General features: G+C 60.2%; 23 protein-coding genes, 1 tRNA gene and 1 pseudogene. 7 read left to right on the top strand and 18 right to left on the bottom strand.

Annotated features, from left to right (window positions below; genetic code table 11):
* The 3 genes from GWG54_RS18465 to GWG54_RS18475 all read right to left on the bottom strand — a co-directional run.
* Positions 1-2,927: VirB4 family type IV secretion system protein (locus GWG54_RS18465; RefSeq protein ID WP_167939148.1), on the bottom strand; the 2,927-nt coding region annotated here is incomplete at its 3' end.
* A gap of 8 nt (positions 2,928-2,935) precedes the next feature.
* Complete coding sequence (locus GWG54_RS18470; protein WP_008419310.1) at positions 2,936-4,351, bottom strand: hypothetical protein; 1,416 nt, start codon at positions 4,349-4,351, stop codon at positions 2,936-2,938.
* Between the two features lie 427 nt (positions 4,352-4,778).
* Positions 4,779-5,309: a hypothetical protein gene (locus GWG54_RS18475; protein ID WP_167939149.1), complete on the bottom strand. Its 531-nt coding sequence runs from the start codon at positions 5,307-5,309 to the stop codon at positions 4,779-4,781.
* A gap of 245 nt (positions 5,310-5,554) precedes the next feature.
* Between GWG54_RS18475 and GWG54_RS18480 the strand changes: the two genes are divergently transcribed.
* Positions 5,555-5,884 carry a hypothetical protein gene (locus GWG54_RS18480; RefSeq protein WP_167939150.1) on the top strand — a complete coding sequence of 110 codons (330 nt, stop codon included), beginning with the start codon at positions 5,555-5,557 and terminating at the stop codon, positions 5,882-5,884.
* Positions 5,877-6,740: a hypothetical protein gene (locus tag GWG54_RS18485; protein WP_245242867.1), complete on the top strand. Its 864-nt coding sequence runs from the start codon at positions 5,877-5,879 to the stop codon at positions 6,738-6,740. The genes GWG54_RS18480 and GWG54_RS18485 overlap by 8 nt, the downstream gene beginning before the upstream one ends.
* A gap of 31 nt (positions 6,741-6,771) precedes the next feature.
* On the opposite strand, the gene GWG54_RS18490 is transcribed toward GWG54_RS18485, so the two are convergent.
* Entirely contained in the window at positions 6,772-7,011 is a 240-nt protein-coding gene (locus GWG54_RS18490; RefSeq protein WP_008423231.1) for a hypothetical protein, read from the bottom strand.
* A 264-nt stretch (positions 7,012-7,275) separates the two neighbouring features.
* Between GWG54_RS18490 and GWG54_RS18495 the strand changes: the two genes are divergently transcribed.
* Complete coding sequence (locus GWG54_RS18495) at positions 7,276-7,482, top strand: hypothetical protein (RefSeq protein ID WP_152424882.1); 207 nt, start codon at positions 7,276-7,278, stop codon at positions 7,480-7,482.
* A 96-nt stretch (positions 7,483-7,578) separates the two neighbouring features.
* Here the strand turns inward: GWG54_RS18495 and GWG54_RS18500 are convergent, their stop codons facing one another.
* Entirely contained in the window at positions 7,579-8,985 is a 1,407-nt protein-coding gene (locus tag GWG54_RS18500) for a hypothetical protein (protein ID WP_245242868.1), read from the bottom strand.
* Between the two features lie 766 nt (positions 8,986-9,751).
* Between GWG54_RS18500 and GWG54_RS18505 the strand changes: the two genes are divergently transcribed.
* Positions 9,752-10,267 (top strand): hypothetical protein, encoded by a 516-nt coding sequence (locus GWG54_RS18505; RefSeq protein ID WP_245242869.1) that lies wholly within the window; start codon positions 9,752-9,754, stop codon positions 10,265-10,267.
* A 50-nt stretch (positions 10,268-10,317) separates the two neighbouring features.
* Here the strand turns inward: GWG54_RS18505 and GWG54_RS18510 are convergent, their stop codons facing one another.
* The 3 genes from GWG54_RS18510 to GWG54_RS18520 are packed head-to-tail and all read right to left on the bottom strand — an operon-like array spanning position 10,318 to position 12,106.
* Positions 10,318-10,902, bottom strand: a complete 585-nt coding sequence (locus GWG54_RS18510) for an FxLYD domain-containing protein (protein ID WP_167939152.1) — start codon at positions 10,900-10,902, stop codon at positions 10,318-10,320.
* Entirely contained in the window at positions 10,902-11,150 is a 249-nt protein-coding gene (locus tag GWG54_RS18515; protein WP_167939153.1) for a hypothetical protein, read from the bottom strand. Before GWG54_RS18515 ends, GWG54_RS18510 begins: the two co-directional genes overlap by 1 nt.
* 41 nt (positions 11,151-11,191) lie before the next feature.
* On the bottom strand, positions 11,192-12,106 hold the full coding sequence (locus tag GWG54_RS18520; protein WP_312854306.1) for an AAA family ATPase: 915 nt from the start codon (positions 12,104-12,106) through the stop codon (positions 11,192-11,194).
* A 179-nt stretch (positions 12,107-12,285) separates the two neighbouring features.
* On the opposite strand from GWG54_RS18520, the pseudogene GWG54_RS21410 reads away from it, so the two are divergent.
* Positions 12,286-12,618: pseudogene (locus GWG54_RS21410) on the top strand (transposase); the annotation flags it as partial.
* A gap of 49 nt (positions 12,619-12,667) precedes the next feature.
* Here GWG54_RS21410 and GWG54_RS18530 read toward each other — a convergent pair.
* The 9 genes from GWG54_RS18530 to GWG54_RS18570 all read right to left on the bottom strand — a co-directional run bounded on the left by GWG54_RS18530 (position 12,668) and on the right by GWG54_RS18570 (position 18,056).
* Positions 12,668-14,350 carry a PQQ-binding-like beta-propeller repeat protein gene (locus tag GWG54_RS18530; RefSeq protein WP_167939154.1) on the bottom strand — a complete coding sequence of 561 codons (1,683 nt, stop codon included), beginning with the start codon at positions 14,348-14,350 and terminating at the stop codon, positions 12,668-12,670.
* Positions 14,351-14,975: 625 nt separating this feature from the next.
* Positions 14,976-15,236 (bottom strand): helix-turn-helix domain-containing protein, encoded by a 261-nt coding sequence (locus GWG54_RS18535; protein WP_167939155.1) that lies wholly within the window; start codon positions 15,234-15,236, stop codon positions 14,976-14,978.
* 337 nt (positions 15,237-15,573) lie between these two features.
* Positions 15,574-15,972, bottom strand: a complete 399-nt coding sequence (locus GWG54_RS18540) for a hypothetical protein (protein ID WP_167939156.1) — start codon at positions 15,970-15,972, stop codon at positions 15,574-15,576.
* A complete protein-coding gene (locus GWG54_RS18545; protein WP_167939157.1) occupies positions 15,969-16,223 on the bottom strand; it encodes a hypothetical protein in 255 nt (84 codons plus the stop codon). The genes GWG54_RS18540 and GWG54_RS18545 overlap by 4 nt, the downstream gene beginning before the upstream one ends.
* A complete protein-coding gene (locus GWG54_RS18550) occupies positions 16,220-16,435 on the bottom strand; it encodes a hypothetical protein (RefSeq protein WP_008419496.1) in 216 nt (71 codons plus the stop codon). Before GWG54_RS18550 ends, GWG54_RS18545 begins: the two co-directional genes overlap by 4 nt.
* 171 nt (positions 16,436-16,606) lie before the next feature.
* The gene (locus GWG54_RS18555) at positions 16,607-17,146 is read right to left on the bottom strand and encodes a DUF5798 family protein (RefSeq protein ID WP_008419499.1); all 540 of its coding nucleotides are present in this window, start codon (positions 17,144-17,146) and stop codon (positions 16,607-16,609) included.
* A complete protein-coding gene (locus tag GWG54_RS21025; protein ID WP_167939158.1) occupies positions 17,143-17,289 on the bottom strand; it encodes a transposase in 147 nt (48 codons plus the stop codon). Before GWG54_RS21025 ends, GWG54_RS18555 begins: the two co-directional genes overlap by 4 nt.
* Complete coding sequence (locus GWG54_RS18565; RefSeq protein ID WP_008419501.1) at positions 17,286-17,762, bottom strand: hypothetical protein; 477 nt, start codon at positions 17,760-17,762, stop codon at positions 17,286-17,288. The genes GWG54_RS21025 and GWG54_RS18565 overlap by 4 nt, the downstream gene beginning before the upstream one ends.
* Positions 17,763-17,903: 141 nt before the next feature.
* Positions 17,904-18,056, bottom strand: a tRNA-Met gene (locus tag GWG54_RS18570).
* 102 nt (positions 18,057-18,158) lie between these two features.
* On the opposite strand from GWG54_RS18570, the gene GWG54_RS18575 reads away from it, so the two are divergent.
* Positions 18,159-19,124 (top strand): hypothetical protein, encoded by a 966-nt coding sequence (locus tag GWG54_RS18575; RefSeq protein ID WP_167939159.1) that lies wholly within the window; start codon positions 18,159-18,161, stop codon positions 19,122-19,124.
* A gap of 1 nt (position 19,125) precedes the next feature.
* Here GWG54_RS18575 and GWG54_RS18580 read toward each other — a convergent pair whose 3' ends face one another.
* A complete protein-coding gene (locus GWG54_RS18580) occupies positions 19,126-19,509 on the bottom strand; it encodes a DUF5830 family protein (RefSeq protein WP_167939160.1) in 384 nt (127 codons plus the stop codon).
* Between the two features lie 87 nt (positions 19,510-19,596).
* Here GWG54_RS18580 and GWG54_RS18585 point away from each other — a divergent pair.
* A partial coding sequence (locus GWG54_RS18585) for a TVP38/TMEM64 family protein (protein ID WP_167939161.1) occupies positions 19,597-20,269 on the top strand: 673 nt, incomplete at its 3' end.

The following is a 20,269-nucleotide window of genomic DNA, read 5'->3' on the forward strand; positions in this document are numbered from 1 at the left end:
ATCATGAGTCCGCCGCCCTCTTCGTCGCCCTCCTTGAGCTGGAGGTCAGCGTAGACGAAGTCCGTGTCCGATAGGTCGACCTCAGTCTGGTGGGCCAGATGCTCGAGGTGACCTCCCTCGCGGAACGGCTCGACGTGGTTGTTGATCACCGTCGTTGCCTTCTCTTCGCGGTCTTCGACGCGGCTCTCGTTATCGGGATCCTCAACGAACTCCGACCCATCGCGAGACATGTCGCTGATGATCTCCATTACGTCGGTCATGGTCGGTGCCGTCCCGTCCTTACCCTGCTTCTTCCGGTAGTCCGGGTCGTGCGTCTTCGGATCCTCGGTGATGCCCTTCTCACGGCCGGCCTGCTTGATCGCCTTCGTCCAGATCGCGCGGTACTGCGAGAAGTCGAAGCCCTGCATCTGGTAGTACAGTGCGACGAAGTCAAGCCCGGAGTTGAGCCACTCGCGGTAGGGCGCTCCGTGGCCGACGGCGTCGAGTTTGTCCTCCGGCGTCGGCGAGATATCGAACGGATTGATATTCGTCGACCCGACGACGATGCGCTCGCCACCGAAGATCTCCTGGAGGTTCGCGAACTCCTGAAGCGGATCGATCACTGCCATGAACGAGTCGGGGTTATCGGTCTTGTACCGCCAGAGGTACTGACTCGCCGTGACGGTCTTCCCGGCGCCCGTCTTCCCGACGATAAACCAGTTGTACCCTGCGTCGCGGTCGTAGACGTCGACCGAGAGCGGCTCGTTCGTCGCCATGTTCTCGGCGATCTCCACGCCGGAGGGGTCGTACAGGTTCGTCGTCGTCCACGGATTCATCGCCGCCAACCCCTCCGCTCGGAGTTTGACCTTCTGGCCGACCTTATCCTGACACGCAGGCGCGACCGTCTGGTGGCCCAGGTCGTGATTGTTCCGCAGGACGGCGACCTCCGCGCTCATGTCAGACATCTTCGAGCGGATCGAGCGAATCGCGCGTTTGAGCGCATCCGGATCGAACGAGCGAACCTCGATGTAGGTCTGGGCCTCGAACATGTCGTGTTCGCTCTGGAGGAACGAATCCAGCGCCGACTGTGTCTCGTCGGCTTCTTCCTCGTAGCGGCTCGCGAACATCTCGAAGCGCGAGTCCTTGACTCGGTTGTACCGCTTCCGGAGGGAGTCGGCGTAGTCCTCGAGTTCGCGTTCGGCCTTGTCCTGGTCGATCGTCTCGACGTGGGTGACAACGTTGGTTTGGACCTCGGCGTCGTCGAACTGGAGAATCGGCTCGAGGAAGCCCTGCGGCGGGTCCTTCGGATAGCTCGAGATGAACAGCGTCGCCGTGTAGATCTCGCCGTCGATCTTGAGGTGGTCGCCACCGTTTCCATCACCGATCCACGAACGCTCGACGACCTCCGGCGCCAGCAGCGAGATGTACTGCTCCTCGAGTTCCGCGTCGGTGAGCGCGATATCCGCAGTGCCGGGCCCGTCCGTCGGCGAGACCGTCTCGACGTCGGCGGGCTCCGCGGTCGTTCCGCCGTCGGTGGCAGCCTCCGTCTCGGCACTCGTGGCCTCGCTCTCGCCATCCGGAGCAGCCGTCTGGTCGGCGACCGCGAGCTGGTTGTGCCGCTTCGAGAGCGTCGTCCGTGGGTCACGGTCGGCTTCGACGTCCAGGTGCGAGTACGTCAGATTGTACTCCGGGTCGGACGTTTCGCCAGTCTCGACGCCGTGAACACTGTTGGATGTGTCGGGCGTCGGGATCGGCGTCTGGCGAACCAGCGACGAGTAGCTCTCGTGTGCGTACGCGTTGGCTGCCTGGTAGTGGTCCGCCGCGACCTGCGAAAGTTCCGAGCTCGGGATCGGGTGACCCGAAACGTCCTCGAGTCGGCGGATCGCGTCGGCGACCGTATCCAGCCGGTCCTCGAGCAGGTCGATCATCTGCGGAGTATGTTCGCCCTCTCGCTTGAGTTCGCGCACCTTCAGGTGGGAGTAGATCCGGCCGATAACCGGCACCGAGGCCAGCCCACCCTCGACGTCATCTTCGGAGACCACGTCTTCGGGCTTCACTTCGACGATCAGATACGGGTCGACCGTGTACGTCGAGAGGTCGTACAGCGAGACGACGTCGGCACGTTCCTCGCAGAGATCCGCGAGTACCTGCTTCCCGAACTCGAGATCCTCATAATCGACTTCGCCCGGCGGCGCCTCACCGTCGGCCGTGGTGACGATCTCCTCGCGGCGTTTGGCGTAGCGCTCGATCCGAGGCGTGTAGTCGACCATCCGCATGTACTCGGCGATTTGGATATTGCCTTTCACGGCGGTATCCAGCACCTTCGCGTAGAAACGCGCCTGACGCTGCCACTCATCTTCGCCCGACGTAACCATGTTCGCCGGGGAGATGCGGATCGCCCCGACGACGTGACCCTCATCGGTTTCGACGGCCGGCGTTCCCGAATAGGCGCGCTTGAACTGGACGAAGTCCTGCGTTCGGGTCGGCCCGTCGCTCTTTTCGTCCGGTGTCTCGGATCGGCTCTCAAGGCCGACCGAGAACAGCGCGTTCGTCCACCGAAGGGGAACGAGAGCGAGACGAGCCGCCCGCGCACGGAGCGAGTTGTTCGTCGGGTGATCGATACCACTGTCGTCTGGGTTTCTCTCGAAGAGCATCGTTGACTGACTGCCGATCCGGCGAAAGACCGTCTCGGTATACTGCCGGGCACCCATCCACGGCGGCTTGGCTGCGATAAAGCCGATCCCCGCGAGCAGCCACACGATCGCTGGGAGGTACATCAGTGAGCCGAGCGTACCGGGGACCATCTGGCCGCCGATGAACCAGATAACGCCTGCTGGGAAGACGGCGCCCAGCAGCTCCAGTTTGCTCACGCCGAGGACGACCTGGGCGCTACTGCCGGTATGGATTACTTTGTGATCGGTGCCGCTGTCGGATGGTTGCTCTGTCATAGGTTCGGTCACTTCCGGTAGCTATCGCGCTCCTGTCGGGCGCGTTCGCGCTGACTCTCGAGGTTCCGCTGGCGCTGTTTCTGTTCGGCCGCGCGCTTGCGCTGGTCAGGTGAGACGCCCGAGGACTGCGTCGTCGTTCCCGATCGTGACGGGGAACCGCCGTCGGTTCGCGTCCCGCCGTCGGTCGCGTACTTCTCCTGCGTGACGCTCGGGAAGCGCGACTCCCGATACTTCGTATGGGCTCGAGAGGCGGCCGTCCGTCCGCCACGTTTGAGGCGACCGGCCGCACTCCGAGCTGCTGCCCCGCCGTGGGTCGCGGCCGTCCGCGGCGTCGGGGTGAACCGAGAGGCGGCGGCCGTCGCGGCCCCAGCGGTCGCCCCGCGCATCGAGAGGCCTACGAGGAAGAACGACCCCGAGACGGCCAGCGGGATAGCGACCGCTAGCAGGAAGATGGCGATCGTCGACCCCAGATTGAGTATCTCGAACGCGGCGCCGTCCGGAAATAGTTGCCAGCCGACTTCGTCTGCGAACCGAAGGAGGATCGCCGTCGGGAGGTTCATCACCAGCAGGCCGTACCACTGCCAGACGAAGAACGAGCCGATCTGCTTCACGCGACGGTGGCCGCCCCAGTACGCCATCAAGAGGAACAGCGGGAGTACCGCCGGATAGACGAACAGGAGCAGGTGGCGCGCCGTATGGATCGCCACGAGCATCACGGCCGCGCTCCAGCCCCCGAAGTAGATCCCGATCGCGACCGCGACACCGCCACCGAACGTCGTTGCCTCCTGATTCAGGATCTGGTCGGTCTCTGGAAGGACGTACTGAACTGCCGCATCACTAAGCGCGTGCATGAGTGCGGCGTACTCCCACGAAACGACGATAATCAGGATGACGAAGACACCCGAGGCGAGCATCGAGCCGACCTGCTGGCGGGTGATGAGCGCCGTTATGGGCGCCGCGAGCATCAGCAGCGCCAGCAGGAACATGATCGAGACCGCCATCGGCATAATCAGCCCCATGAAGATCTCTTTGTGGATCGTCACGTAGTTCTGGGATGCAACGGCGTCGTAGACCGTCGCCTCCTGATTAGCCGGCGTCTCCTCGCCTGTCTCGAGTGCTTCGGGCGTCCCAAAGATACCGAAGGCGCCGTCGTTATTGATCGTCGGCGTGCCGAGCGCCTCGTTAAAGACCTGGTCGACGAGCAGGTTCATCCCTGAGGCGAACAGCTGGGCCAGACGCTCCCAGACCGTCTTGGCAGCTTCGGCCGGGTCACTTGCCGTCTCGACGACGTCCTGGGCGCCCCCGAGTGGCGATCGGGCAGAGCCGTTCTGTTCCTCCTGAGCAGTGACCAGCGCCTCGTACTCGTCCTGCGTGATGGAGCCGTTATCGAGATCTTCCTGCGTGACGCCGTCGACTTCGTCCACGACAGAGGGCTGGAAGCTTATATCGCCGCTGCCGGTTCCGTCTCCAGTACTTGTGTTCGCGTCCGCGCTCGCGTCAGATCTGGAGTCAGAGTCAGCATCACTCGACGGGAGATCGACCAGCCCGGTACTCGAGCCCGGATCGCCAGAACTCGACCCCGAACCATCCCCGCCGGAGTCAGAGTCGCCGCCACTACCAGAGTCGTCGCTTGAGCCCGAGTCGGAACTGGAGTCGGGCTGCCAGACTGGTTCGTTGCCGCTGGCGTTATCGTCGGGTTCGAACTGCGGTTGGGATTGGAGGGCCGCGCCGTCAGCAGGACCGGGGCCCGTGGCGGCGGCTCCCAGGCCCGGCGTGAGTGTGCCGAGCACCACGAGCACCACTGCGAGGATGGTTCGTCGGGAGTTCATTGATAGTAGATGAAGAAGGGGATTAGACGAACGGCGAGCAGCCCTCACCGATGCCGGGGCCGCCAGCGTAACCGAGCGCGATATCGATGAACTGGACGAAGAACAGGAACGCCAGCACACCGACAATTGGGCCGATCATCATCAGCGACCCCATCGCCGTCGCACCTGTGAACAGCGGAACCGCTCGGAGGACGATCCCCAGCAGGAAGACCGCGAACAGCGCGCCGATGATGACCTGCCATGCCATCATCTGGACGTCGAAAATCAGCAGGCCGAACCCTTCGTTACAGATGTTCGTCCCGCTACCGCCACCCTCCTGAGCTAGTACCGACTGACTGAACAGCAGCGTCGTAATCGCCGCGAGGACCAGCCCCCGCGCGGGTGTGACGAACCGCTCGAGGGTACCGGACCAGCCGTCGTTCTGTGCTTGCGTACTATCCATCTCGTCGCTCCGCAGCCGCTTGAGATCCTCACGAACTGTATCGGCCTCGCGGAGGACCGCCAGCAGCACCGTCTGAAGCATCGTTCGATCGGTCGATGAGTCGTCGGTCATTGTTTGGTTAGGTTGCACCCCGTACCACATTTTCATGTGTCTGAACCCAATTTTGACGGGGCTTATAGGCATATATCTATTTGAACAATCATAAACCCACCGGGAAATATCAATAGAGGGTGGAAAATGACTATATGGGATTGTCAATCAACCTAAGGCAATTATGCGACCACAACGATATCAAGCTGGGTTGAAAGGCAGTCTCTCGCCGGCTACGGCCGGTCGAACTATTGTAGGTGGTCTCGATGGCGGATAACTCTGACTCAACAGAGCGGAAATCGATCAATATCGAGATCCCCGACGGCGATGATACCAGCTATGTCTCACTCAAAGTACCGGCCGATCAGTACGACGAGTTCACGCGCGTAAAGAGCGACCAAGGATTAACCTGGCGCGGACTGTTGGTTCACGCTTACCGTAATCTCGAGGCTCCGGGCGATCTCGATCCTGATGCTGGCCAACACTCGAAACTGAATGCGGTCCGAAAGCGAAACGGACTGACCTGGAAAGGGATGCTCCTATTCGCCGTTCGTGATCTCAAAGAACAGATGCAGAAAGGTGAGAGCCATGAGTAGCCATCGGCTCGGCCGTCGAGAGCTCGTCGCAGGCGGGGCCACGCTGGTGGCGACCGGTCTCGCCGGCTGTACCGCAGGGATTGGTCCCGAGAACGACGTGTTCGAATCAGTCGACACCAACGAGGGTGCCCTCGAGATCGTCCTCGCCGACGATACCGACATCTCCGACGTGACGCTCACGACTGGTGGCGAGGTCGTCAACGAGACGTCAGTCTCGCCAGGCCAGACAAAGGTCTCGTTCCCGCTGGTCGAGATGGGCTGGGACGGCGTCGACTGGATGTACCAGCCCGGCGAGTATACAGTGACGGCCCGCGAGGGAGATACCGACCACCAGCACGAACTGACTCTCGAGCCCGAGACGGAGATCGTCGATCTCCGCGCTGTCGAGCGCAATTCCGAGATCTTTCTCGAGGTCGTGGTCGCCAACGAGGGCAGCGGGCCCGATATTATCCGCGATATCGATGTTACCCACGACGCAGTCGACGTGCAGCTCCCATTCGGCGAATCTAACAGTGATGGGAACGGGTTCCAGATCAACGTCAATGGCGACAGGAGGGGTGACTTCTACAGCACCCTCCCACTCACCGTCGGTGGGGAACGGGTATTCGAGACCAACAGCCCTGTCCTAGGGTTCGACGTCTCGTCGCAGTACTCCGATAACGGGACCTACTCAGATATCGCCGAGCTCGAGAGCGAATGGGGTGGTGAGGAGATCGACATGCCCGTCCGACTCGGTATGGCGGGCGACGTACTCGAGGTGACGGCGACAGTCCGGTTCGAAGGCGAGGTCGTAGAACGATCGCGATCGCGAGGAACCTACTTCGGAGGGACGACGATCGTCGACGTTTCGTCGTAACGTAGCGGTCTATTTTTATTCGGAGGACGGTTCAACTGGCGATCAGGCCAGCGCCCATCACAAGCAGGATGAAGTAGATCATCCCCGCGGAGAACCTTCGGAGGCCGCCCGCCTGGGCCGTCCCCGCCATCAGGTAGAGGATCACCGCTGACAGGCCGATGACGATCGGGCCCGCGATGTGGCCGTCCAACAGCAGTACGATCGCTGCGTAGAGCGTCACGGCCGCTACCAGCCGGACCGCCGCCGCGTTTGCACGAAGTATGAAATTCATGGTTATAACACACACACAAATCTTGTAGTATATAACTGTTCGGACGAGTGTCGTGTCTCGAGAGACCGCCTTCTCTAGAACCCCGTAGAGCGTGTCATAGAATCGTCCCTACAGAATTGTTTTCACCCTGACCTCTAACGAACCAGCTGATAGAGAGAGCGTGCGTACTGAACAGCCACAGATGTTATCCAGTTAATCAAAACAGCAGGTTTCAGTGAAAAACTCAGGAGTTAATCCGTGTTCAGGTTCTTACTCTGATGGCTCATGAACAAGAACAACACACCCGAAGACGAGCTACGAACCGATCCACCGTCTGCGAATGAAGATGTAGCAAAACTCCGCCTTCAACTGTCTCACTATTCTCTTTCTGAATTAGAGCAGGAGGGATTAGTGAGGTATGACAGGGATGAGCAGATTGTAAAGAAGGGGCCGAGGTTTGATGAAAAGAAATCAGAGGGTGATATTGACTAATCGCTATTCGCGAGTTCGTTACTCACTTGCCCTGTATCTATCACTTCGGTCACTTTGAAGGGGACGAGAAGAATTCTAGGACACATTCCCCGCATCTTACTCTCCGTTCAACGTCACGTTCTCGAGCATCGGCGTGTTCCCACTCATCACGTCCGTCGGCTCGGACCCAGCATCCCATCCCTCAGTTTGAATCACTATGTCCCGAAGCGTTACCGGGGCCGACGTCCCCGAGTAGAAGGCATCCGCGGGCTTGAGGAGATTGATGCGACAGTTCTCGATCACCGACTCGGTCACGCCAGAGCGCGTCCCGATCGCGTAGTTCCCACCCGCGCCACTGGCGTCGTCTTCGTAGGCGACTGTGACGTCGCAGTCGCGGATCGCACCGGGCCCGTCGTAGTGCCAGATCGAGCGCTGGGCGGAGTGAACGCCGGAGGGCATCCGGTCGATGATCACCTGACACCCTTCCACAGTTGACTGCTCATAGGCCACGCCGTCGCCATCGATCTCGGGAACAGGCTCCCAGTTGCCCGTATCGTTGAATCGGATGTTCGACGTCCCGGAGTTCGAGCAGACGCAGTCTTTGACGATCTGGCGTCCACCACCCTGGACATACAGTCCGTTGTCGGGCCAGGGGCCGCAGATCACGTTCTGGTAAAGCGTCGTACCGGCAGCATCGGGATGACCTGCAAGCCCCGTCGTCGACCAGCTCTGTCCAAACTCGTGTTCACTTGAGGGATCAGCTCGATTGGTCGATCGAGTGTTGATCGTATCGACATGGTGGAGTCCCCCACCGCGCATATCGATTGAGTCCACAACAGCGAAAGCGTCGGACTCGACTGTCGCAACGCGCATGTTTCCATGGGTACCGAGATCATGGACGCCGTTGAACGCGATGTTCCGAATCTCCGCTCGATCACCGACCATTGCGTACAGACCACGCATCCCCGCGTTCTCCCGTGCCCAATCGAAGATCAGCCCTCCGAAGACGAACTCGCCCTGGTGGGGGTGACCGGCGGTCCCGATCTTGAACAGCATCGTACTCCCGCGGTACTCGCCTTCAGTGACCTGGTGACCGTCAATGCCAGTCACTTCGCCATGGCGAATCACCGCGTTCTGGCCGATCAGGCCAATGTCATGCCATCCCGTTCGACGGAACTGCTGGTTCATCTTGTACTGCCCCTTTGGGAGCACGATCAGCGTGTCATCCTCCCAGGCCATCATCAGCGCGTCGTCGATCGGTTCCTCGCCGGTGGGGTCGGCGTTGTAGGGCTCGTCAGTCAGGACAACCATGTTCGCGAAACGATCCTCGTACGTCGCCGGGTCGATGCTCGTCGGGACCTGCCGATCGAGGTCTCCCGAGACGACGCCCGCGCTCGCAGAGCCCAGCGGACCAGCATCCCCAAGAGAGGCACCCCCGTCGAGGACCATACAGCCCGCAAGCGACGAGAGCGCGCCCGTGCCGGCGGCCGAGAGAAAAGACCGTCTCGAGAACCGTGCTACCATACACGGAATGTTTGTGTTTAGACCAATATTTGTTTCCCTATATTCCGTGGTTTATACTCCTATTTCTCGTAGTATATACTCCCTACTTCTCGTGGTATATAGCAGGACTTTCGTTGTATATATTACCTGTTCTCATGGTGTATATTCCATACTTCTCCTGGTATATAGCCGGATTTCTCGCGGTGTATGACGGGGCTGCTCTCACTTGACGGCTCGCTCGAGATTGCACCACTCCCGACTGCCCCCCTAGGAGGCGTCGCGGCTACCGACTGCGCTCACGCTCCGCTTCGCTCCGCGCTCGCTCCTGTGGATAGTCCACTCTGGCTACGCAGAACTGACCCCCAGACACTAACTCGAGGACGCAGATCCCCGAGGATCGCGTGCCTCCACTCGAGGTGATAATCCACCGTTCTACCAGCCTGTTGATAGTCCACGCTGCTAATCCCTGCCTGATAGTCCACCCCGTTCTCGAGATGTAATTCACCCTGCCATAGCTCGCTGGCTTCCCCTCTCACTGAGCTCGGTGAACTTCCCATCTTGCTGGTCGCGCCCCACCGCTTTGTTCGCTCTCTCACCTGCTGTAGCCAGGCTCATCTCTTCCTCTCTTCTCGCTTCGCTGATAGTCCACTCGAGGCTCTCGCCCGGAACTCAATACAGTGTCCTCGAGATTAGCGTTGAGGGGGTAGCCGGCCTATAGTACTGTCGGTAACTGGATATTTTATAAAATTGTATGAAGTGTTTTAACTCCCGGAAGGGTAGTCAGCGTATGCTCCCAGGCCAGGATCCCAGCGAGATTGCACAGAATCTCTCAAATAAGCCACATAGAATTCTGATCGCGATTCGTACTCGAGGCGGCGTCGTACCCAAGGCACGCATCACCGAAGACACGGGGCTCGAATCGAACCTGATCAACCACCACCTTCAGAACCTCATGGATGCCGGGTTAGTGGAACGTGTTGATGACACGCCTCCGGACGAAGTGTCGAGAGAGGGGTATACCTACCAGATTACTGACAGAGGGGAAGAAGTCCTCACAGCGGCGCAAGAAGACTACAATCTAACGCCGATCGAGCAGGGCGAAGTCCGCCGGCGGTTCGACGACATCGAAGAACGAACCAGCGACATCGAGGCCCGCATCAGTGGGCTTGCAGACGCGAACCAATTGCGCAGCGAAGAGATCGCTGACCTCCAAGAGCGCGTCGATGAACTCGAAGAACTAACCGAGAACATGAAGCACAACCTGGAGTACATCCAAGAACAGTGGGTAGAAAAGTTCGAATGATAGCTACGAGCACGGCACCACACGGGTGAGAATATGGTGAGGGGTTGTCGCTACTGCTCGCTGACCACAGCAATATCGTGATCGGCGATCTCATCGGGCCGACTGTGAGGCGCTATCTCGAAGCGCCACGTTTCGCCGGCGCCGATCTCAGGCGTCAAATCACGGTGGCCGCCTAGCTCCTCGCCGTCTTCGCCATAGACTCTCACTTCGACCATCACTGACTCGTACGCTTCGTCACCGACGTTCTCGACCTCTCCTGTGTAGCTGATCTGCTCGCCGCCGTGCTCGAGTTCGTCGATCCTCTCCTCGTAGTCGATGATCTGGAGTCCACCGAACTCGAGAATGTCCTCACCGGCATCGCGCTGCTCGACGTCGTCAGGATCCAGCGACTCTTCGTCGCCGGCATCGTCTTCGGTCTCGTCGCTTTCCTCTGTGTCGTCTCCCGAGTCGTTAGCCTCGGGGTCGGCGGTGTCGTCGCGATCGTCACCGGCAGCCTCCCCGCTGGTGTCGTCTTGTTCTTCGTCCTGGTCGTCGCCGTCGCTGTCCGGTCGCATGCCGGCGAAGTCGAGACACCCTGACAGGGGCGCGACGATCGTGCCAGCACCGAGGGCGGTGATCGCGTCCCTGCGGTGCATCACAGATCTTTCGACGCGTGTTTCAGCATGAAGTTGATCGTTGCGTTCCGCGACGGCAGGCTATATTCCTCCTGGACGCGATCAACATCGTCGGCGAGGTCTTGCGGGATCCGCTGGGTGACGCGAACACGACTATCGCCCCCCGAGTCGTCTTCTGTCTTGGTGTCAGGGTCGGAGTCAGTCCCCGAGCCATTCGCGTTGTCTTCTTTGCTCTGTTCGGCATCGTCAAGAATACTGTCTCGTGGCATTCTGGTATCGGGATAGCATCAGAGTGACGTCAATCTACCGCCTATTCACCGTCGCCTTGACTAGTTTCTTCGAGGTCGGCCTCGGGATCGGTATACTTGATCTTGCTTGCTAGATCAGCTGTGATCTCAGCGTCGCCGACCTGTGCGTACCGGTATGCGGCTAGGCCGACGAGCTCAGAGAGTGCTGCTGTCGCGACCGCTGGGACGCCGCTGCTTCGCTTGTGAATCTCCTTGAGGGCGTCGTCGGTGATCGGACCAAGATCAACATCAGTGTACTGATCGTGGTCGTGATCGGTGACTGTCGCGATCCGCCGACGGACCATCTCGTCGACGCCGTCGTACTCGAGTGGCTCGAGTTGGACATCGTAGGCAACTCGACGCTGAAAGGCCCGCCCATCGCTGCCGATCTTCCCGATCGCGTCCCACTGCGAGGTCATGCCGGTCATGAGAACACGTGTGTTCGGGAGATCGTTCAGATACTGGATGGTGTGCAGCGTGTCCTTTGAGTTCAACCCGAACTCATCGACGCCGATCAGCACAGGCTGGTCGACGTCCTCGAGCTCACGACGGATCTTCGCCTCAGTCAGCTTTGTCGACGACGATTTCCCAACGGCGATTTCATCAGCGATGATTGCCGCCAGTTCGTAGCTCGAAACGTTGTGCTCGCCGATCTTGACCGGCTGGTACTCATCCGAGTACGACTCAAGCAGCATGTTCAGCAGCGTCGTCTTGCCGACGCCAGAATAGCGACTGTGAACCAGCACTGGTCCTGTGTAGTCGCGAATGTGGCTCGCAATATCCGCAATCGTCCCTTCCGAGGGGAGCACATATTCATCCATTGTCGCCCGGTGCGAGAACGGGTTGTCCTCCCAGCCAATGGCCTCGAGGTAATCACCTCGTTCCGATTCAGTCGCCTCCGCTATCTGCTGGATTCGGTTTGGTGATGAATTGATCACGAGTTCTCTCTGTATGCATACATCATATATAACGTCAAAATAGTTTCTATTCTACGTCATCTTGACGTCATAATGATATCAGACAGGCATCCGACTAGCAGTAATCTTTACTGACTGTTGGATACTACCTCGCAAACTCCGCAACGTACGATTTGAACGGTTAAATCGACACTGTTGGCACTGGTAACGTGTGCGAGTACACGCGTAAGTGAGCTCATCAACTCGGTATCGACTTCGTGTTTCTCCCGGTTGGCTCACCGGACCTCAATCCGATCGAGCAGATCTGGAAGAGCCTCAAATGGGAAGCCTCGCCGTTGATTATAGAGTGCACGGCAAAATACCGCGCTCTCCTCACCAAGCTCTTTGCAGCGTGTCATAGAACTCTTCTTGTTCCCTTCGATGTGACTAAAGTGAGAGATACAGGTCGAGTAGGTATCAGCACAGCAATCGATTCCTTCGATAGCTGTCAGGAGAAGTTTGTAAAATATAAGATAGAAATGAGTTCAGTATGACGGCTTCGTTTGTTTCACACCGTCCGCGGTATTCGGAGTGTGAAGCCGGTCAGCACTCCTTGTCGTTGGTCACGGTTAGCGTTCCGGTTTTGGTCTCGCCGTTCGCGGTGACGTTCCACTCGTAGTCGCCGGGACCGAGATCCCGGCTCATGACACCGAAATTGACGGTATCAGTCTCGCCGGGTTCCAATTCGAGTGGGAGCGGTTCATCGATGGGGCCAATTTTGAACTGACCGTCAACCGAGGACGTTTCATCGCCGTGGTTCGTCACTGTGATGCAGAAGTCGGCGGCGTCCTCGCTTGGGTCGGCTGTCTCTTCGTACGGGACTGAACCGGGTGCGGACACCGAAAGTTCGATATCGGATTTGTTTTCGGGTTCGTCATCGTCATTTTCGGGCTCTTCTTCGTCTGGATCCTCCTCAGGCTCCTCTGTCTCGGGACGAAGGACCTGGAGCTGGTCTCCGCCAGTAATGTAGATACTCTCCCCGCTGACGACGAATCCGTGTTGCTCCCGGACATCCGTGTTCTCGACGTCGGGGTGGGTGAAGTGCCACTGTTCGGATCCGTCTTCGAGATTGAGGCCGTAGATCCCATCGTTTTCATGTCCTTGCGGGGCGCCTACGTAGTACGGGATTACGAGCGTCTCTCCGGCGATGGCTGGCCGTCCCCATGCGTCCGTGTGACCCCATTCGTATGCGTTTCTACCCCACTCTTCGCCTGTCTCGTGGTTCTTAACGGAGAATCCATGCCGACCTGTCCCGACACGAACCTCGTCCGTCACGGCCGGTTGAGAACGGGACGAGTGCTCGCTGTCCACTTGCTCACCCGTCCAGGGATCCAGAGCAGGATACATCAACCCTTGATCTGCGAACCTTCCCATTGCATATATTCTGGTCTCGGTTGCCAGAATATATTTGTGGGCGCCGCCGTACTCTACGGACGTCTCGTCGACAGCATACGTCCACTGTGTCTCCCCCTCAAGGGCGTCGAAGGCCGCCACACCTGCGGGATTGTCGTGACCGACACCCGCATACACGAATTCGTCCGTCACGGCGATTGGGGTTGATCCAAAGGACACCTCCTGGCTCTCGTCCATGTCCGAATCCTCGTGTGGCTCGAGTTCAACCGAATCCCGGCTCCATTGGAGCGATCCATCGGCCAGATCGAAAGCGTGGAGCGACTCCTCAGCGATAACAAATACAGTGTCAAATGCGACCGTTGGACTCGTTACTGCCTCGCCACCTCCGCTGTCGAATTTCTGAGTCCACCGAACCTCACCGCTATCGGCATCCAGTGCCGTCAGTCGGTCGCCGCCGACAACGACCGTCGCGTCGGTGACTGCTGGTGTCCCATACTGCACGCCGCCCTCGGCTCCGACGTCATCGCTCGTCCAGATGACCGAGCCGTCGCTATCGTCGAGAGCATATATTGAACTCCCCGACCGGAGATAGACCTGTCCATCGGTAATGGCGATGTGACCTGATTCATCGTGTTCCCAAGCGACTGTTTCCGGCTTCGGGAACGCACCGTTTCCAGGTACAGAGCCCGTATTACCCGCTGTTCCGGAGTACGACGACCAATCATCAGGTTCCTCGAAGGAAGGAAGTTCAGACCCTCCCCGTTCTTCGTCTTCGTCGTGTTCGTTCGCGGCCGTTGACAGCGACCCAAACAGTCCAACTCCCCCAAGAGCCGTTCCCGTAGCGAGCAATTTTCGCCGTCTGAATTTCGCCATGGTTAGAAAGTGCCATATAATGATATAAATTGGATGGTTGTATAAGCCAGCCTTATTTACATGTCAACACATTGTGCTGAACGATCGGTCATCTGTGTTATTCGATTTTTGAGGGACCACACCATTAGCTGGTGGAAGGGCGGCGTTCCGTTTGCAGACCTATATATCGGCTGATTCACCGAAGCACGGTGCGGAACCAATTCTTGAGAAGAGGTCTATGACTCCCTCTTAAGATAGTAGACGTGCATTCGACCGTCACCAAGTTTTGGCCGTGAGCCGACCAAACTCTCGCACTGAAGGTTGTGTAACGCTTTCTCGCCTGATGACTCCGGTCAGTTGGTTCGATCAACGATCTCGACTTTGGTGAGCGGACGCTCAGCGTCTTGGTGGACATAGTAGACGAATCTTGCTGTCGGTGGGAGCTGTTCGAGTTCCTCACTCATCAGAATCAGTCAGTTTGCCAGCCGGCTTGGTTGCATCCTGCTCGCATAGTGTGATCTGGCCGCAGTTCCCGCAGCGGATCCAGGCCTCTGTGAGTTTCGAGCTGGTTTTGAGTGTCGGCGTTGCTTGGATCCATTTCCCACAGCCGGAGCACGAGCCCCCGAATCGGACGTGGATCTTCGTGTTACCGGCCATCGCGATCACCTGGGAGGGAGTACAGCGACTGGCGTCCGTCCTCGAGGCTCGGTCGGCTGTCGATCAGCCCCTCCTCTTCAAGGAGATGGATACCGTACCGGATCGTGCGTTGGTTGAGTAAGGACTCTTCGGCGAGTTGGTGCTGCGTAAGTTCGTCCTCGTGCTCGAGGATCTTGTGGATCAGTTTCGAGCTCGGCGGCAGGTCTGCGAGGGTCGTATCCTTCGAGGATGTCTGCCCCTTACTCGACATCGTCCACCTCCGGGTTGATCGCCTTGCATCGATAGCAGACGGCATCCTCGAGACGGTTGGGTTTGATCACCGTCGATCCGAGACAATCGTGGTGCGAGCAGTCAGACATCCCGATCACCTTCCTCGTACTCGAGGTCGGAGCCACAGTTGTGTCACGTCCTCGAGTCGACGATCTGGCACTCATGGCATTCAAAACAGTGCGTGGCATTATATATCATTTCGATTACGGTCTCCGAGGACTTCGTCGACACTCGGGTGACGGTCGCTACACCAGCGAGTGAGACAGCGCTCGCCGATCTTCTCGATACCACAGGCCTCACAGACGCGATCGGCTTCCTCAGGTATCACGATCACCTCGGAGGAACGCGATCCGCTGATTCGCAAGTCCAATTACATCTGTCCGAGGGTCGCCATCGTACGAGAGGTTCGATTCGATCTTCTCGACCAGTCTCTGCTCGTTATTGATCTCGAGTCGCGGATCGGCCTTGGCGTCCTTTGCTCGGAATAGGTCGCCGCTCTCGCAGCAAGCCACGATTGTGCTATGAAGGCTATCGAGGCCGTAGCTTCCGTAACCTGTAGCGTGCAGCGAGCCGATCACCGACGGCTGTTTCGCGAGCGGTGGCTGGACTCGGCCCGAATTGAATTCGACAGTGCGGATAACTACTTCATAGGTGCCCTTACTACGTTTACGTCTCTGTGCTTCCGTCATCCCATCTGGAGAGTCTGCTTCACTCATCGCAATTCCTCCATAAGCTCGTGTTCCCTCTCGTCGATCGCCTCGAGGATGGCGTCGCGACCACCGAACTCGCGGAGCTCGACGGCACGGTACGCCGAGAGAAGACCGCGATCCCGGATCCCGAGGATTCGAGCTAGCGGGAGGTAGCGCTCAGACGAGGAGAGAAACCGTGCGGGATCTTCGCCCATATCCTCGTCGATCTCCGGATACCGCGGGCGGTCGGACGTCGCTGCTTGTGTCGGGACACTCATGTCCGCTTGACCACCCCGTTGAAGGTGTAGATCCGACCCCGGTTCTCGAGATCGTTGAATACCTCGAGGACAGTCTCGTGATCACAGCCAGTTTCGTCGACGACCGCCTCGATCAGGAACTGTTTCGCCCACGTGCTCCGAGAGAGGCGAGAAAGGATCTCTTCTCCCAGATTGCGAGTGCTCGCTTCCGCCGATGTGTTCTGAGTGCCCATTGAACTTGTTCACCACAGGCCGACGGCGGGTCGAACTCCCTCGCTCTCTCCGAGAGAGAGCCGAGAGCGAACACACCCACCGCTAATCGTTTGATAATTAACACTACTACTACAACGAGATTTTAGCCGAATGAAAGGGCGGTGGAATTCCGCGCTGGAAAGAACCCATCTCTACCGCCCCCCTCCCTCGGAGCTTGTGGTGAACTTGTTCACAGCCTCCGGGTCGCTGTGAAGTGCTTCAAAGTCGATCACGATCGCCTTTGTTTGCTTCCCGTCGTCGATCTCGATGCTTCCGAACTGGCGCTCTCTCGCTTCGCTCCGCGTGAGGATCCAGTGGTGTTGCTTGGGAAGGTCCTCGATCAGGTCGTATGCGTAGCGTCGTGAGACGCCGGTCACCGTCACGATCTTCGCGGCGTTCATCACGACTGCGGACTGATCGCCGGTGCGATTGTTCTCGGCGCCGGCGACGATCTGCTGGATCTTCCCCTCCTTGCTGCTGGAGTCGTCCTCGAGGACGTTCATCCGCGACTCGAGAGCATCAAGACGGGCTCGAAGTTCGTCGTTCTCGTCCTCGAGCTCGCTGACGCGGTCGTCGGTGTTCTCGAGCCAGTTCGAGAACGCGTCGAGCCGCGCTTCGAAGTCGTTGATGCGATCGCGGAGCGACTCGAACAGCTCCTTCACGTCCTCGGCGCTTCGAGGAGCGACGCTCATTGAATCACCTCGTGGACACCGAAGATATGCCGACAGTTGCGACACTCCCAGCGAGAGCGATCGTCTTCGAGGCGCCAGGACTCAGGGAGGATCCAGCCACACTCGGGACAGTCGGGCTCGTACGCGCTCGTAGACGAACTCACGCGCGTTCACCTCCGGGAACCTCGGCAGGGTCAAAGACGGTCGACCACGGGAGCTGTTTGTACTGCTCGACGGTCTGACCGCCGCGGCCGCAGTTCCACCACGTGCCGTCAATAAGCCCGTCGACGACCGATGCGGCGACCAGCGACATCCGGACAATGTACTCCGTATCGGGAGCGACGACCGAGAGGATGTACCAGCCGCTGGCATTGACGAGGCGCTCGTGGTTCGCGCGCGAGATCCACCACTGGCCACGACGCTGTCGCGACTCGTATCGAACCCAGCAGGACTTGCACTCGATCGGATCACCGGCGTCGACCGACCGAGCAGCGACACTGAAGGGCTCTGTCGCGACGAGATCGTACCAGTCGTCTCGTCGGCCGCAGTCATCAACGATCGGCTTGAGGGGCCACTGACGGCAGCTCTCGTCTTCAACATCCAGGCCGCGCGCACGATTGTCCGCGACGGACGTCATGCTGCTACCTCCGTTGCCGCCGCTTGAGGGTGCCGAAAACCGCGATCTGCTATAGAATTGGCACTACAGGATTTCGAGGAATGATCGCAAACTCCCGTCTCTCGGGGTGTTTTTACGTGGGCATGTAAAGAATTTGATGAGTGCCCGGGGAGGGCTCCGAACCCTCGATCTCCGCATGTCCCAGGTTCGAGGCTCGGCAGTCCTCGCGGGGGACACGGAGGCTTCCAAGGCGAAACCGCACCGAATCTCTGAACCCTATGAGTGCGGCGCTATGTCCAGCTAAGCCACCCGGGCTCGTTTTCGAGTAGTGCGGTCTGTTTCTTTAACCTTCCCTTTCCGGTCGGCCGTGCAAGCAGGACCCACGCATTTATCATCTGCCCTACCCAACGCCGGATAATGACCGTTCCCGCCATCGTTCAGTCCGCACTCCGTGGCGAGGAGATCCGCACCCGGGTCTCGATCGGCGGTGACGACGAACTCTTCGTCGCTGACTCGAAGTGCATCGTCTACCGCGCCGAGGGGCTGTTGACCGACGAATCGATCGAGGAGCTGTCCTACGACGCCGACCGCCTGACCCTCTCCGAGGGCCGTCGCAAGTCCGCGCTGACCCTCGAGTACCCACTCGAGGGATCCCGCGAGCTGACCGTCCCCGCCGGCCGAGTCGAGGAGGTCCTCGGGCCGCTCCTGATCGGGATGCTCGAGGCCAACGGCGCCGTCGATCCCGGCGAGGGGCTCGTCGAGGTGTACCGGTTCGACGACCTGACGCTCGTGGTGACCGAGAAGCGCCTGATCGAACACGTCGGACGCGCCGTCTGGGACGACGGATACCGGGCGTATCACTTCGAGAACGTGACGAACCTCTCCTTCGAGAGCGGCGACGTCGCGACCCGAATCGTCCTCGAGGTCGACGGCCGCCAGCGCCGGATCGAGACGCCGAACGAGGCCGCCGACGACGTGCGCGAGCGGCTCAAGCGGGCGCTGATCTCCTACTACGAGGCCGACTCCGGGAGGAATCTCGACGAGGATCTCGGGAGGCCGGAGTCGGCGACCGACGCGGCTCCGGACGGCGAGACGGCCGCGTCGACCTCCCGGCGAGCCGTTCGGGCTCGACCGTCGGAGAGTCGACGGGCAGCCGTCGAGTCTCGACAGCCGATGGCCGACGGCGCCGCCGCCTCGACGGCAGAACCCACTCGAGAGGTCGGACGGGCGGCCGTCGCCTCCTCGAGCGACGACGGACCCGACCGGGAGGTCCTCGAGCGCCTCAAGGCTCTCGAGGACGCAGTCGAGCGCCAGAACGAGCGCCTCCGGGAGCAACAGCGGACGATCGACCGACTCGTCGAGGAGCTCCGCCAGGGCCGATAGGCTACTCCCGGCCCGTCACCTTCCGGATACAGGAGGAGCCGTACGGGCCGAGTTCGCCGGCCTCGAGGTCGATGAAGTAGCCCGTCGACAGCCCCGAGCCGCAGCGCCGACAGGAGAACTTCCCCTCTTTCGTGATCACGTCCCGGTCGAACCGCACGTACTGGCGACTCTTCGGACGGACGATCCCGTCCTCGCGGCCGATGATCCCCCGAAGCTCGGCCTGGTCGAGGATCGTCCGGGTCACCGTCGGGTCGGTGGTGACGGTTTCGATCCGATCGACGACCGCCGGCAGCGGCAGCGACTCGTGCTCGAGTCGCTCCAGCAGCGCCAGCCCGAGTTCGACTCGGTCGTCGGTCGGATCGACCGCGGGCTCGTCGCCGTTCATCGCCCGACAGTGACCCGGCGGGGCGAATAAACGTTGTGCTGACGGTCGGACACAAAGGCTTCAACCGACCACTTCGAACGACGGGCGATGAGCACTCCCCCGAGTCGCGCGCTCGCCATGGTCGCCATCCTCGGTGCGGTCGTCGGATTCGGTCTGTTTGCGTCGCCCTCGAGGATCGTCGCCGTCGTCGAACCGGCGACGGCCGACCCGGTACGGTTCGGGGTCCTCGTCGCGGGACTGTACCTGCTCCGGCCGACCCTCGCCCTGCCGACGACGCCGCTGGCGGTGGTCGTCGGACACGGCTACGGCGTCCCGCTCGGGATCCCGATCGCCCTCGCCGGCGCCACGGCTACCGCCGTGCCGGTCTTTCTGACCGCCCGCCGAATCCTCGGTGGAGCACGGGGTGCCCCCGCCGGCCGACTCGAGCGCTTCCTCGAGCGGGCCCGCGGTGCGGTCGGACGCTACTACGACGCTGCGGGACCGATCCGGGGCGTCGTCGCCTCTCGGTTCGCGCCGATCCCCTCGGACGTCGCGACCTGCGCCGCGGCGGTCAGCGGCGTCTCGCTCGGACAGCTTTTGGTCGGAACCGCCGTCGGGGAACTCCCCTGGACGGTGGCCGGAGTCGCCGTCGGCGCCTCGACGGCGACGGTCGCCGCCGGCGGCGGCGGGCCGGGGCTCTCCCTGGCGTTCGGCTGGGCGCTCGCCGCCGCGCCTCTGGTCGGTGGGGCGCTCTTCCCTCCGGTGTCCCGGGCCCGCGCCG

The sequence above is a fragment of the Natronococcus sp. JC468 genome (genome assembly GCF_012163165.1).
Taxonomy (GTDB): domain Archaea; phylum Halobacteriota; class Halobacteria; order Halobacteriales; family Natrialbaceae; genus Natronococcus; species Natronococcus jeotgali.

What these genes read in the sequence shown, in the direction of transcription:
- GWG54_RS18545 (WP_167939157.1), bottom strand. Translation starts at nt 16,223, where the DNA reads ATGAGTGTCCCGACACAAGCAGCGACGTCCGACCGCCCGCGGTATCCG.
- GWG54_RS18485 (WP_245242867.1), top strand. Translation starts at nt 5,877, where the DNA reads ATGAGTAGCCATCGGCTCGGCCGTCGAGAGCTCGTCGCAGGCGGGGCC.
- GWG54_RS18550 (WP_008419496.1), bottom strand. Translation starts at nt 16,435, where the DNA reads ATGGGCACTCAGAACACATCGGCGGAAGCGAGCACTCGCAATCTGGGA.
- GWG54_RS18510 (WP_167939152.1), bottom strand. Translation starts at nt 10,902, where the DNA reads ATGCACCGCAGGGACGCGATCACCGCCCTCGGTGCTGGCACGATCGTC.
- GWG54_RS18475 (WP_167939149.1), bottom strand. Translation starts at nt 5,309, where the DNA reads ATGACCGACGACTCATCGACCGATCGAACGATGCTTCAGACGGTGCTG.
- GWG54_RS18480 (WP_167939150.1), top strand. Translation starts at nt 5,555, where the DNA reads ATGGCGGATAACTCTGACTCAACAGAGCGGAAATCGATCAATATCGAG.
- GWG54_RS18495 (WP_152424882.1), top strand. Translation starts at nt 7,276, where the DNA reads ATGAACAAGAACAACACACCCGAAGACGAGCTACGAACCGATCCACCG.
- GWG54_RS18535 (WP_167939155.1), bottom strand. Translation starts at nt 15,236, where the DNA reads ATGTCGAGTAAGGGGCAGACATCCTCGAAGGATACGACCCTCGCAGAC.
- GWG54_RS18580 (WP_167939160.1), bottom strand. Translation starts at nt 19,509, where the DNA reads ATGAACGGCGACGAGCCCGCGGTCGATCCGACCGACGACCGAGTCGAA.
- GWG54_RS18505 (WP_245242869.1), top strand. Translation starts at nt 9,752, where the DNA reads ATGCTCCCAGGCCAGGATCCCAGCGAGATTGCACAGAATCTCTCAAAT.
- GWG54_RS18500 (WP_245242868.1), bottom strand. Translation starts at nt 8,985, where the DNA reads ATGGTAGCACGGTTCTCGAGACGGTCTTTTCTCTCGGCCGCCGGCACG.
- GWG54_RS18565 (WP_008419501.1), bottom strand. Translation starts at nt 17,762, where the DNA reads ATGACGTCCGTCGCGGACAATCGTGCGCGCGGCCTGGATGTTGAAGAC.
- GWG54_RS18530 (WP_167939154.1), bottom strand. Translation starts at nt 14,350, where the DNA reads ATGGCGAAATTCAGACGGCGAAAATTGCTCGCTACGGGAACGGCTCTT.
- GWG54_RS18540 (WP_167939156.1), bottom strand. Translation starts at nt 15,972, where the DNA reads ATGAGTGAAGCAGACTCTCCAGATGGGATGACGGAAGCACAGAGACGT.
- GWG54_RS18575 (WP_167939159.1), top strand. Translation starts at nt 18,159, where the DNA reads ATGACCGTTCCCGCCATCGTTCAGTCCGCACTCCGTGGCGAGGAGATC.
- GWG54_RS18555 (WP_008419499.1), bottom strand. Translation starts at nt 17,146, where the DNA reads ATGAGCGTCGCTCCTCGAAGCGCCGAGGACGTGAAGGAGCTGTTCGAG.
- GWG54_RS18515 (WP_167939153.1), bottom strand. Translation starts at nt 11,150, where the DNA reads ATGCCACGAGACAGTATTCTTGACGATGCCGAACAGAGCAAAGAAGAC.
- GWG54_RS18490 (WP_008423231.1), bottom strand. Translation starts at nt 7,011, where the DNA reads ATGAATTTCATACTTCGTGCAAACGCGGCGGCGGTCCGGCTGGTAGCG.